This window comes from Nocardia sp. SYP-A9097 (assembly GCF_009649815.1).
GTDB lineage: Bacteria > Actinomycetota > Actinomycetes > Mycobacteriales > Mycobacteriaceae > Nocardia.
In genome coordinates this window covers 1-12,110 of sequence record NZ_WJIC01000049.1, presented here as the reverse complement: position 1 = coordinate 12,110, position 12,110 = coordinate 1, and the positions used below count along the sequence as shown (strand labels likewise).

13 protein-coding genes are annotated in these 12,110 nt (G+C 65.2%); 8 read left to right on the top strand and 5 right to left on the bottom strand.

Annotated features, from left to right (window positions below):
• Nucleotides 1–463 precede the first annotated feature (463 nt).
• The gene (locus GFY24_RS39060; protein ID WP_153810164.1) at nucleotides 464–739 is read right to left on the bottom strand and encodes a hypothetical protein; all 276 of its coding nucleotides are present in this window, start codon (nucleotides 737–739) and stop codon (nucleotides 464–466) included.
• Nucleotides 740–758: 19 nt separating this feature from the next.
• On the opposite strand from GFY24_RS39060, the gene GFY24_RS39055 reads away from it, so the two are divergent.
• The 6 genes from GFY24_RS39055 (at nucleotide 759) to GFY24_RS39025 (ending at nucleotide 6,469) form a co-directional block, all read left to right on the top strand.
• Nucleotides 759–992, top strand: a complete 234-nt coding sequence (locus tag GFY24_RS39055; RefSeq protein ID WP_153810163.1) for a hypothetical protein — start codon at nucleotides 759–761, stop codon at nucleotides 990–992.
• A gap of 464 nt (nucleotides 993–1,456) precedes the next feature.
• The gene (locus tag GFY24_RS39050) at nucleotides 1,457–3,517 is read left to right on the top strand and encodes a hypothetical protein (protein ID WP_153810162.1); all 2,061 of its coding nucleotides are present in this window, start codon (nucleotides 1,457–1,459) and stop codon (nucleotides 3,515–3,517) included.
• Nucleotides 3,518–4,101: 584 nt separating this feature from the next.
• Nucleotides 4,102–4,431, top strand: coding sequence for a hypothetical protein (locus tag GFY24_RS42710; RefSeq protein WP_228567101.1), 330 nt, complete (start codon nucleotides 4,102–4,104; stop codon nucleotides 4,429–4,431).
• A 114-nt stretch (nucleotides 4,432–4,545) separates the two neighbouring features.
• Entirely contained in the window at nucleotides 4,546–5,331 is a 786-nt protein-coding gene (locus GFY24_RS39035; RefSeq protein WP_153810161.1) for a hypothetical protein, read from the top strand.
• A gap of 170 nt (nucleotides 5,332–5,501) precedes the next feature.
• The gene (locus GFY24_RS39030) at nucleotides 5,502–5,879 is read left to right on the top strand and encodes a hypothetical protein (RefSeq protein WP_153810160.1); all 378 of its coding nucleotides are present in this window, start codon (nucleotides 5,502–5,504) and stop codon (nucleotides 5,877–5,879) included.
• A complete protein-coding gene (locus tag GFY24_RS39025; protein ID WP_309231882.1) occupies nucleotides 5,876–6,469 on the top strand; it encodes a DUF6036 family nucleotidyltransferase in 594 nt (197 codons plus the stop codon). Before GFY24_RS39030 ends, GFY24_RS39025 begins: the two co-directional genes overlap by 4 nt.
• A gap of 696 nt (nucleotides 6,470–7,165) precedes the next feature.
• Here GFY24_RS39025 and GFY24_RS39020 read toward each other — a convergent pair.
• Nucleotides 7,166–7,618, bottom strand: coding sequence for a hypothetical protein (locus GFY24_RS39020; RefSeq protein WP_153810159.1), 453 nt, complete (start codon nucleotides 7,616–7,618; stop codon nucleotides 7,166–7,168).
• 667 nt (nucleotides 7,619–8,285) lie between these two features.
• Here GFY24_RS39020 and GFY24_RS39015 point away from each other — a divergent pair.
• Complete coding sequence (locus GFY24_RS39015; RefSeq protein WP_153810158.1) at nucleotides 8,286–8,438, top strand: hypothetical protein; 153 nt, start codon at nucleotides 8,286–8,288, stop codon at nucleotides 8,436–8,438.
• Between the two features lie 98 nt (nucleotides 8,439–8,536).
• On the opposite strand, the gene GFY24_RS39010 is transcribed toward GFY24_RS39015, so the two are convergent.
• Nucleotides 8,537–8,734, bottom strand: coding sequence for a hypothetical protein (locus GFY24_RS39010; RefSeq protein ID WP_228567100.1), 198 nt, complete (start codon nucleotides 8,732–8,734; stop codon nucleotides 8,537–8,539).
• Nucleotides 8,735–8,905: 171 nt separating this feature from the next.
• Between GFY24_RS39010 and GFY24_RS39005 the strand changes: the two genes are divergently transcribed.
• A complete protein-coding gene (locus GFY24_RS39005) occupies nucleotides 8,906–9,877 on the top strand; it encodes a hypothetical protein (protein WP_153810156.1) in 972 nt (323 codons plus the stop codon).
• 47 nt (nucleotides 9,878–9,924) lie between these two features.
• Here GFY24_RS39005 and GFY24_RS39000 read toward each other — a convergent pair whose 3' ends face one another.
• Complete coding sequence (locus GFY24_RS39000) at nucleotides 9,925–10,122, bottom strand: hypothetical protein (protein WP_153810155.1); 198 nt, start codon at nucleotides 10,120–10,122, stop codon at nucleotides 9,925–9,927.
• 132 nt (nucleotides 10,123–10,254) lie between these two features.
• Nucleotides 10,255–10,545, bottom strand: coding sequence for a hypothetical protein (locus GFY24_RS38995; protein WP_153810154.1), 291 nt, complete (start codon nucleotides 10,543–10,545; stop codon nucleotides 10,255–10,257).
• Nucleotides 10,546–12,110: the final 1,565 nt, after the last annotated feature.

The window sequence follows — 12,110 nt, the reverse complement described above, 5'->3', positions numbered from 1 at the left end:
ACGCGCCCGCTGCCCGATACCGCCGTGTCCGACCAGCTGCTGACCCGGCCACGTGGCGCGCAAGCCTCAGCACCTGCCACAGAGCAGGCCGGCACCGTGGCACCGGCCTCACGGGTGGCACCCGTACCGGACCCGGCACCCCGCCGGCCTGTCACGTCCGGTTCGCGTCGCGCCCGCTGGACCACCCCGGGAAAGCCGGTGCGGGAGCTGGTCACGGTCGCCCGTGACCCCGAGTGGGGCGGTTACCGGGTTACCGACCGCGACGGCACCTACCTCGGAACGATCCAGCGGCAGACCAAGACCAGCGGCAAGGGACGATGGCAGGGCCACGACGAGCACAACCAGCTCATCACCCCCGGACTGTGGAACACCGTCGACGACGCCGTGGCCGGGTTGCTGCAACATCATCTCGACCGCGACACCCGCCGAGCCGCCACGGCACGATGACGAAGGCCTTCATTCCTCAGGCGTGGCGTACTTTTCGATCCGACCTCGCATCAGGACCGCGCCGCGGCCGCGGTGTGGGTGCTGGTCGTGGACGGCTGCCGGCAAGCTCTCCGACTCCCCAACCGAGCGTCGCGATCCCGAACTCGATCAACGCGATCCCGAACCCAGCAAAGCCGGTCCCGAGAAGAACGTCGCCGTAGATGATCCCCGCGATCCCGATCCTGATAAGTTCGATCCCGAACCCGATCAATGCGACGCTGGTGTAATGCTGTGCGGTCTTGGCGCGGTACACGGGCTCGATGAGGCGCAGGGTGACGATGGCCGCGAGAATCCACAGAGCCGCCACGTGGTACCTGATTAGCACCGACCGGTGGGAAGAGATCATCCCCCGTCTGGAGGAGATCAGCGACGATGGCTGCCCCTTCTACCAGGCGATGCTGGAGAAGTTCCAGCCGATCCTCGCCGCTCGGCAGGCGAACCGCGGTTACAGTCGCGACGCCCTGTACTTCCACCTCGATGAGCTCGTCGAGGTGAAGCTCCAGTAGCAGTTCCGTCTGAGCAATCCGGGGTTCGGCGGAGTAGCGGCCTGATCGGGGGCGATCAGCTGCTCCGCCGCACCGGCTAGGGACTCAAGAGGGAACCATTACCGGGTAGCCGTAGCATCGGCCGAATATTTCGGGCGGATATGCCGTAGCTGCTGGTCAGGCAGGATGGGGTGACTGCGATGAGTTGGCGGCACGCTTTGGGCACCCATTTCCTTCTCACCACGCCTAATGGACCGGTTTCTTCGAATCTGATCGCTATCGCCGAGGCATTGATAGATGATTGACATGCTCAAACCTGGCATCGGCCGAACAGCCTGAGCAGTTGTGCGACTACGTGGGGTACGCAGATGGGGTTGGGAATTCCTGGTGTGGTCGGGCCGATCGGGGAATGGATGCCGGTCGTGCTCGTCGAAGGCTGTCTGCCCGGCGCCACGATCACGGTCCAGATGGTTGACGGCTCTCCCGTGGCTTCCGCAGTGAGTGGTGGCGGGGCCGATCAGGTGCCGGTTCATGCCGGTGTCGTATTGCGCGCGGGGCAGCGGCTGGTCGCTGTGCAGGAGTTGGACGGACAGATCAGCGACCCGACGCCGGACGAGTTGGCAGTGGTGGTGAGCGCCGCTCCCACCTCGCACTTGCAGTTGCCGCCGATGGTGTTCCGCAGCCGGTTGTACGAGTGCGCTCGCGCGGTGTGGGTCGCGGCTGCAGCGCCGGGTGCGGTCGTCACTGTCTTTTCCAGCGGCGTAGTCGCCGGTACCGCGCGGGCGGACACCTTCGGCGATGCTCGCATGGTTTTGATCACGCCGCTTCCCAAGCACGGCGCGACGATCCAAGCCACGCAATCCGCACCGAGTGGCTTCCCGCTGCTCACCGATGTCCCCGCGATCACCGCCGACAGTGTCCGGCCTCTGCCCGCGGGCGAGCTGCCCCCTCCGGTCGTGGGTGCCCCGTTGCCGATCGGCTGCGAGAACGCGGTCCTGATCGGTGGCGTCATCGACGGCGCGCAGGTCACCGTCACCCGGCAATCCGATGCAACCAGCAGCTCGGCCACCTTCGATTCCGAACAGCTCTGGTTCGTGTTACCCAAACCCTTTGCATCGCAAGGTGATCACATTGAAGTGACCCAGCAGATGCCGCAGTGCAGAGCGCGGGATGTGACACCATCCAAACCTGCCGCCGCCGATATCGCACCCGCTGCCCCACCCCCACCGATCAGTCTCGCCCCACCATGCGCCGGGTCCGCGCTCCTACACGCCGAATCACTGCGCGGCGGCGCCGCCTTGACCGTGACGATCACCGAGCCCTCGCGCACGACCACCTTGCAGTACGAGGTGCCACCGGGCCGCAGCAGCTGGGACATACCGGTTCCGCGGCTGCCCGCCGACGCGGCCGTGGAGGTCACGGAAGCGGTTTGCACTTTCGAGACGTCGACGACGGTGTACGTCATCGACGATCAACCCCCCTTGCCACCGGACCTGGCGGTGCCATTGTTTTCCTGCGGGCGTGCGGTATCGGTGAAGACACGCGCCGGGGCCTTCGTCGAGATCTGGGCCGACTCCGGATCCGGTCCGGCGCAGATTTCCGCGCGCGTGCGCGCCGACCGGGACCTCACGACCGTATCGGTGTTCCCGTATCTCACTGCGAAGCAGACGGTCTGGGCCCTTCAACTGTCCTGCGGCGGCCTGCAGCAGGACAGTCCTGCTTACCTCACCCACCCGCATCCGCCGTTGGACACCGTCGAGCTGCAGGGGCCGCTGATCGCGGGGATGGGGTCGGTCACCCCGGTCAATGCCGTGTCCGGCTCGCACGTCACGGTGTTCACGTCACCAGACGGGCGCGGCGGCGTCGAACTTCTCGGCGAACGCGATACCACCGCCTCGGATCCGCAGATCCGCCTAGGGCGCAGGCTCACCACCTCGGATGTGGTGTGGGCCGTTCAGCAGATGTGCACCGAGTCGACTGCCGACCGCGAGCGGCACACCTATAGCGTGCTACCCGGTGAGATGCGCTTCACGCTGCCCGCGCCTCGTCGGCAACTCTCCGGCCGCAGCGACACCGGCGCGTTTGTCGTGCACTCCGCCGATTTCGCATGCCGGTTCGCCGACGGCGCCTGGATCCTCTACACCTACGTCGAGAACACCGAGACCGGCTACGACTGCGCCACCGTCGTGGCGGTCACCCTGAACCTGCCGACGCCCCTCAAATTCGGCGCGACCATCGACATCGACCTTGCCGCCGCCGACGATGGACTGCCGATCGGCCTAGCCTCCCTTGGCTACCCCAGCAGCGTCGTCTGCACCCGTCGCGAGACGTCGGCGTTGCTCCAAGACCCCGACACGTGGGCCGCGGTCGTGGCCGCGACCGCGCAGTGGATCACCCACTTCGTGACCTGGCGCAACTACGAACCTCCACCAGAAAAACCGGACTGGTTCGACGAGCACAACGCCCCACCCGACCCAAATCAACTGTTCCCGCCGCTCCCCACCGAAACCGACGACGCGCCCGACTACTACGTGAAGAAGAAATAGATCCCCACCGGCCGTGTACGTCGAGGCCGGTATGCAGGACAGCATTCAACTTCGCGGGCCCGATCACCAGCGGTTCCGATGAGGATGTGCCAGTGGTGCGCTGGCCGGATCTGAGTCGGCTCGAATCGTGGTGGCACGCCGTCATGCATCACGCCGCCGAGCCACCCACACCCACATGACCAGCCGCTACCGCCGGGGATTAGGACCACTGCCGGGCCGAGCGTTGGACGGGTTGATATTGGTCAGCGACTGCGCCCGCGCTGGACGCCAGTCGCAGTGCTGGCCATTCCGGGCCATCGCCGCGTGCCGCTTGAATCTGCGGGGTACGGGACACCTCGCGCCGAGCGCGCAAATCCCCACCGGAACGGCTCCGACTGGGGGCAACTTATTGGGCGCCTTCGGGCAACTGTGTGGTCGGCGACCGAGGACCGCTCCGCGTTGCTGGCTTCCTACTACCGCGAATCCTTGTGCGTGGCAGACGAACTCAGGGCGCGGGGTGGACGCCATGGCGTTCCTGGCCATCTCCACCGGCGTGCATGGCTAGCCCATGGACAACGGCGCCCGCATCGCCGTAGAGACCGTGCGTGGCGCGCGGCGCCGAGACCCGGGTGCGGGAGGTGCGATTCGTCCTCTTCGGCGACGAGGGCGTTCCGAATCTTCGCCTTCCCGGCCGCCGCACTGGGCAGCCAGTGCACTTCAACACGCTGCTCGGGCATCTCCGCGACGATCTCGACCTGCCCGCTCAGGCCACCAAATCGGCGACACTCCGCCAACTCGTTCTCCAGGCCCCGGCACCCGTCGTCGCCGACGCCCTCGGCTTCTCCGCCAACCATATGAACCGAATTTGGGCCGAGGCCGGTGGAAGCTGGACAACCTACTCCACCCGGGAAACCAGTCGCGACTCAACGGAGTGAGTCGGAGGAATACAGACCAGTCGAATACAGGTCCTTACCAGTACCCCGATTCCCGACCCACAGTATGCGGTCAATAATTTGACCGGTCAAATTATTGACCGCATACTGTGCCGCATGGAGAGCGCCGTTCGATTCTGGGAAGACCCAGCGGGCATGGTCTATCTCAGCCGCGCCAGCGACCGTTGCGCGTGGCCGCTCGGGGAATTCATCTTCCGGCACCTGGGCGAGGCCGAGCACCTCGCGCGGCAATGGCACCGGGGCGCTTGGACACCCGTCAACGAGCAGAGTGTGACCAGGAAAGTCTCCGAGCTGACCTGGATCGCGACCTGGACACCGAGCGCGGGCCTGGTAACCGCCCTCGATGAGAACGACGACGCACCCCGGCCTGGAACATGGGGCAGTCTGCTGCTGGGCATGTACGCCGACGCCGGCCTCGAAGACGCCTTCGACAGGAAGGACGACGCCGACGACGCCGTCTACCGGGCCATGCTCGAAAGCCACGCCCACGGCCTGAGCCGCAACGAGATCGCGCGAGCAGCCGAACGATTCTGGTCCCGGCCGGTCACCCTCGAGCTCATCACCGCCGCCGAGAACCGCGCCCACCTCGAAGCGCGCATGACCGCGATCGGGCTGCGAGTCCACGTTCCCAACCGCGACAATGACGGTCTGCCGCCCGAGATGAGCTACGGCGACATCGAGTTCCGGATCCGCCGCAAAGATCGAGCGCTGACCTGCCATATCGTGTGGGTAGGCACCGAGGACAAACGCCGCCGGACCGCCCAGCAAGCAGTGTCACTGCTCTACGACCTCGGCCATACCCTGACCGACGCCGCAAGCTCTTGCACTGCCGACGAGGCCATCGAACAGCTGATCAGTGGGCGGACCCTCGCCATCCGATGAACCGCCGGTCAGTTCCGGGCCTGTTCGGCTGGTGAGGGCAAACATGCCCCGGCCGCGGTCACCCGGGTAGAGCCATCTTTTGGGGTGGGCATATAAAGCACGCTTCACGTGCTTTATATGCCACAATGGGGTACCTGTCGTACCGCCGTCACCAGCAGAAAGGGGCCGTGATGTCTGTGATGACCCGCAAAGACGTCCGGCACAAGCTGATGACCGAGCGCGTCTTGAACAAGATCGAGCGCGAGCACCTGCCGCTCAACACCCCCCGGGTGCTGAGCAACCTGGACAGCATCCGCAGCCAGGTCACCGGCCCGAGCATGGTCAAGGCCATCACCACCTGGGAGCAACTGCTGCGCTCCGGCGATATCCACAAGGTGCGTCGCCTCACCGGCATGGACACCCCGGACAGCCAGCTGCTGCGCAGCCTGTCCCCGCTCGGCATCCTGCTCAGCGAGCAGGAGCGGCGCCAGGTTTTGAGCAAGCTCAGCAACCAGATGCTTGCCACCCACAGGACAGCCACACGCCGACGGACACCGATCGCTGCGTGAATCGCGAACAATTCACTCAGGCGATCCGAACTGCGTGTACCTGCCTGGAAGAACCGCACGTCGTCATCTTCGGATCCCAATCCATCCTCGGTTCCTTCGATGAAGACCAGCTGCCCGAAGAGGCCTCCCGCTCCCGGGAAGTCGACATGATCCCCTGGCGCTACTTCAACGGCGACCTCACCGAAGAACAGCTCGAACACCGGTTCAACGTCCTCGAAACCTTCGTCGGTGAGGACTCGCCGTTCCACCACGAGTACGGCATCTACGTCGAGGCCGTGCACAAGGACACCGTGATCCTGCCCCACCAGTGGGACAACAGGCTCGTTCGCTTCGAGGTCCGCAAACCGGACGCTGATTTCTCTCACCAGGGGTTATGCCTGGACCCCATCGACCTGTGCGTTGCCAAGAGCATCGCGGGCCGCCCCAAAGACCACGAATTCGTCCGTGCGCTCATCGAAGCCCAGCTCATCGAGCCCGCCGAAATCCGCGGTCGCATCGACGAGTACGGCATCGAATGGCCTGCCATCTACTCCGATGAGCATTGCGACCTCGCTACGACCCGAGCGTTGAACTGGCTCAACCAGTTCTGACGCGGCAGGCCGCCCAACCGGACACAACCCGGGGACTGCGGCCATCCACGCGTAGCGAGGACCCGCGCGGGCGGATGCTGTCCATGGCAAAAGCTCAGCGTGGGTGGATGTTTCGCCGATACCCTCGAGCACGTGCGGATTCCTGACTACGCGATTGGGCCGGGAGAACCCGGCCCCGCCGAGATCGACGACGCCGAGGTACTGACGGGGATCATCGCCGGCGAACCAGTGCTGATGCTGCTCGTCCGCTTTCGGGTCGCCCAGATCGCCGCGGATGGCGTGCTCGTCTCCGGTGACGCACTCGAATCCGCGGTCCGCGCGCGCGGGGCGCGGCCGATGACCGATCTCGATTTCGACGCAGCCCCCGTGCCGGGCTGGCGCGTCGTGATCGACACCCAGCGCAGCAGCGTGCAGATCATCGCCCCCGGTCCGGAGGTCCTCCACACCGGCGGCCTGGTGTGCGAAACCCAGCTGGTATCAACTGGTCGCCGAGCGACAGATCGACGGGCGCGGACTGGTGATCATCACCGGCGCGGCCGCGCCCACCGAGGAAGCCGCACTGGAAATGATCAGCGCCGGACTGGCGAGCTGGCTGCGGTCCGCAGTCGAAATCGCGTTCTGACCCGACAGGCCCGCGCGTCGACTTTGGTGAACCCGGGCTCGGCCGGCAACGGTCAGTCCCAGGAACGATTTGTTTCAGGTGAGCCGGGCCGATGCCTTATCGCCGGTGACGGGGTCGGTGACTGTGACCGCGCCCTGGTCGATACGCCCTCCTGCCAGGTTGATGTCGATTTTGTGGAAGAGCTCGCCCGCGGCATCGACTGTCACGGTGTCGGTGCCAAATGCTGTCGTTGTGGGTCCGTCTTCGGTGTTTCCGACTGAGTACGAGACCTCGACAGTGGCGTTCGGCCGGAAGTGTGCTCCCTCGACGGTGAGGGTCCAGCCGGTGAACAGTATCTCGGTCTTCAGACTGATGGTGGGGAGCGCGACCGTGAGGCTGCGGCCCGGGATCTGGCGCCAGCCGGGTCCCCAGTCGCCGCCCGGTGCGACCGGCCAGGCCTGGGTATAGACCACGTTGTCGAAACCGACGACGAACAGATCGAGCTTGTCCGTCGACCGCGACACTGCGGCCACGCGCGCCGTAGCCATTGATGTTGTTCCGGACCGTGCATGCCGGGCAGCGGATTTCGGGCGGGCGCGTTCCGCCGCGACAAGGTCCCGTTGCGGGTCAAGGCCCGGAGCCCTGGATCTGGCGCGCACCACCCCGGGCCTGCTGTACGCGTGGGCTCAAGGACCGACGCCTCGTGGATCGGGTTGACCCTGTTCGCGATCCCGACCGCGGACGGGCGGGGCCGGATCGAAACCCGGCAGTGGGTGCCCGCCCGGGCGCTCTCGCGTCCGAAGCCTCGAACCTGATGGTCGCCTCTACTTGTTCGCGGCCCGGCGGGCGAGGATGCGGGCCCGCCGGCGTTCGGAGGTACGGCCGTAGGTCAACTGCAGCCGCATGCGTAGCCGGGCTGCGTTCCACCGATCTGTAGCGCTACTCGAACTCGGCCACAGCTCAACGACTTTCGCCCGCTCGGTCACATTCGATTGGACGCATGCGGACCCGAACCGGTTCCATGACGCGGGAAACGTTCGGTGGAGCCCGCGGACTTCAAGTGCGATTTGCATCAAATGTGTTGTCTTCCAACACCTTCTGGTCCGAATCAGTCGTTTCAACTTAGATACTGCAACATCTCTAAGTGGGCCGGAAAAGCTGATTAGTGTCACGGTCCGAGTCACCCGGCAGGGACCGCCAGCCGAAGGAAATCCAGTGCACTACAACATCATCACTATCGCACCGGCACCCGAACCCAAGCCGGATGCCCGCCGCGAGATCGCCAAAGACCTCTTCGTGTACACCGCGGGCCGCCTACTTGTCGAAGCGGTCAAAGAGGGCTTTAAAGAGGGGTTCAACGCCTTCTAGTTCTCAATTCACGCGGTAGATGCGGAACGGCCCGGAGCGCCCGCTCCGGGCCGTTCCGCATGCCAAGGGTTCCCGATCAGAGGGAATCGGGTGGGGGCTCACGAGTCCCGAGGACCTTTGCCGTCGCGGATCTTGGCGATGTACTCGCGGGTGAAGCCGCTCTCGCGCGCGATCGAGCTCGGGCCTTCCCCGTCGGCCAGGGCGGCGGAGATCTCGGCGAACAGTTTGGCGCGGGCGAGGTCGTAGGCCGCTCTCTTGGCGCGCAGCGCGGGGCCGTGGCCGGTGGTTTCGGTCATGATCGCCAGCATGGCACAACTTTGTTCGCGAACATAGTTGACAGCACGGATTCGTCACCCCTAACGTGAACTTTGTTCGCGAATTTTGTTCACATCGAAGGGTTGTCGTGATGCTCAGATCAACGGCTGGGCTACGAGACCCGCGTCATCGCGTTCAACTCCATGCACGCGATGCCACGCCGATGCCGCCGCGCCCCGCAGAGCAGGGACCGGCTCTACGTCGCCTACTGGCTCAAAGCCCTGGGCCGCCAACCGGATTGGGACAAGCGGCTACGCCCGAACGCGTACTGCGACACCTGCGACCAGGAAGTCGCCGCGGTGCAGTCCTTCAAACAGGCCGGGGTCGATATGGGCCGCTACGGCAAATATGGACAGTACGTGTACCGGTGCCCGCACGTGCGATGCCGAAACCAGATCGTCGAGCCCTTCGTGGCTCCGGCCGCCACCGCTATCGACTGGACCCTGCCGCCGGGGGCCAAGATCGGTGAGCGCCGCAAGCCCTTGGAGGACTCCACCCTGACCCGGATCCGGATCGGGCTGGCCCGCTACGCGAGCACGGGCACCCCGTTCCTGCAGCCCGCCGGCGGCACCTGGCGCACCGCCGCGACCGGGATCGATCAGCCGATGCCGACCCGCACCACCCGCGAAACCGACGCCCTGGTCGTCCCCCCGTTCATCACCACCATGCGCGGGGGCGGCAGCAAGAAGTCCGCGCACGAACTCGACAAGCCGCTGGCGACCTTCGCCGCCAGCGGCATCCACCACGGCCTGGTCCAACACCCCGACACCGATCCCCGTGAGGTCCAGCATCTGCTGGTGCCGTACTACCGCACCGGTGTCGCCCGCCCAGCCCAGACGCACCCGCTCGGAACTCTGCCCACCCGCGAGCGCTACGCGCTGGTCGGTGCGGGCCTGGACGCGGTCCTGGAAGAGTGCACCTTCCGGATGCTCGACTGCGGCGAGATCCGCAACGGCATGGCCTTCCCTGCCGCGCACAAAGCCCTGGGCGACAAGACAACCCAAGCCCGCGGCTACGGCAACGCCGTCACCCCACCAGTGGCCGAGCTACTCGGGTGCGCGCTGGTGGAGACCATCACCGGCGAAGACATCGAACAATTCGAGAACACCCCTCACGCCGCCTGAACCACGCGCACGGAAGCCCCCGAGAGCGCTCGGGGGCTTCCGTGCGACTACAGCAGGTACTCACCGGTGAACGTGCTCATCCCGGCCGAGCCGCTGACCCTGCCGCGCACGCCCAGATCGGCGTAGCTGTTCTTACCGGTGCGCGCCATGTGCGGGAAGATGACCTGTTCCAGGGCGATCTGCTCCACGCGGGCGAAGGGGGTGTTGGATGGCAGCTCCAACCGGAAGCTGTGCCATTCCATCATGGGATCTCCTATGAAATTGTTCGGAGCCTGGATTCACCAGGCTGTTGCGGAGACGCGTTTCCCGGTCTCCTGGAACAATTTTCGAGCGGCTTTCCGATACGTGCAAGATGATTACCGAACAGGGCAAATCGGTCAGGGAAGTAGGGCGGCGCGCTCGGCCTCGGTGAGGTTAGCCAGCCACACCACTCCCCACGGATGAGCGCGGTTGTCGAGCCACACCGCGGCCCGCGTCTCACGCAGCAGCACCGCCCGCATCCGTCCACGCTCGGGCTCAGGGGTCTGCCCGGCGTCGAACTCGTCAATTTTGTTCTGGCGCACGGTGATTGCCCACCGCACCTGATCCGGGCTCCCGGTCAGCTCCGGCCAGTCCTCCGCGTGGGCCCGGGCGGCGTTATGTTCGTTGATGGCGTCGTAGTCACCCATCGAATGATGGTGCGCCCGAGTCGATCCGCCCCGCATCTAGCAGAACGCACCGAGGGCGGGTTGATCCTTGAATCGGGCTCGAAGCCCGGAAGACTCTTCGCGCGAGTAGAGGCTTGAAGCCTAGCCCGACATGGGCACAAACCACGCCCGGAACGGGACCGGAGACCCGAAACGGGACGACGGAAGAACGTGCTGAAGGCGCGCCCCCCGGCGGGGCGCGCCTTCAATGCATTTCACGCGATAGGTCCGCGAGAGTCTGTCGTACGGGTCAGCAGATATCGATCCACGCGTCGGCACGTCCGGCCTCGACGCAGTCCTGGCAGTAGAACCGCGGTTCGTCGCTGTCATCGGTGACGATGGTGGCCTCGGGCAGCCCGGTACCGGCCTAGAGTTCCTCGTCCCAGCCGGTCATGAACGCGCGTCGGCACCCGTGGCAGGTCCAGGTCATTTCGTCGGCGCTGTACTCGTTTTAGTTGATCATGTCTTCCACATGTACCGGCGAATCCGTGCTTCGAACCCTCCACTCCCACAACAGGTGTGGAGCGAATTCGGGGAACGGGCCGGGCAAGTCCGACACTGCGGTGCGTCAGGCCGAGGGGCCTTTCCCGTCGCGGATCTTCGCGATGTATTCGCGGGTGAAGCCGCTCTCGCGCGATGGAGCTCGGGCCTTCGCCGTCGGCCCCAACAGATTCCGCAGATCAGAGCGTTATAAAGCCGATGCGAGCAGCCTCTTCACAGGCGCTAAAAGATGTTGCGCTGCCAACGATATGGTCGCTAGCCTCGGGTTCGGATATGAATTTTCCATGGGGGTGGATCCGATGAACTATCGATTTGTTGCGCACCTGGCTGCGATAGCCGGTATGACTTGCGTGTCGCTTGCCTCGTTTGCTCCAGCGGCTTCGGCGCAAGACCTCGCACCAGGCGTCTCATGCGACTGGCTGACCTGCCGAGACGATACCAACACCTCCTATGAGGTAACGGTGGTCGCTACGTGTTCGGATTCCGGGGGCACCAAAGAAGCTCGGCAACTTCTGCCGGCCCACTACAACGGCCCGATGTACGTAGAAATGTGCCCGCTGGTCCCGGGCCCGGATGTCTATCAACCGGAACGACTGCACAGACTGTCCGATGACACCTGGGAAGTAGAGCCAGGGCACTGGGTACCAGGCCCCAGCATCCGCAGCCACGCCACCGCGATCGATTATCAGAACCCGACGCCCCAGACATTCTGATGGCTGGTGGAACGCTCGCTGGCCTGGAACCGGAATGTCTGTCAAACCTGGTGAGACTGGTCAGGCTGCTTGTTCGTGTCGGTGCTCTCCTTCGGAGGCGGGTTGATCCGGGGGTAGTGGCGCAACCGTGCCGGTGAGGGATGCACCCTTATCGACCTGTCGGGTGTTCAGAGTCTGAACACCCGACAGGTGCTACTTCACCGGGGCGGAATTTTTCAAGGTGGATGAGTCCAGCGGGTGTTAAGCGGCTGTCGTGTCGGTCTCCTGGGTGGTGTCCTGGGCTGGTCGGTTGATCCAGACGGTGTCGGGTAGGTGCAGGATCTTCGGTGTCGT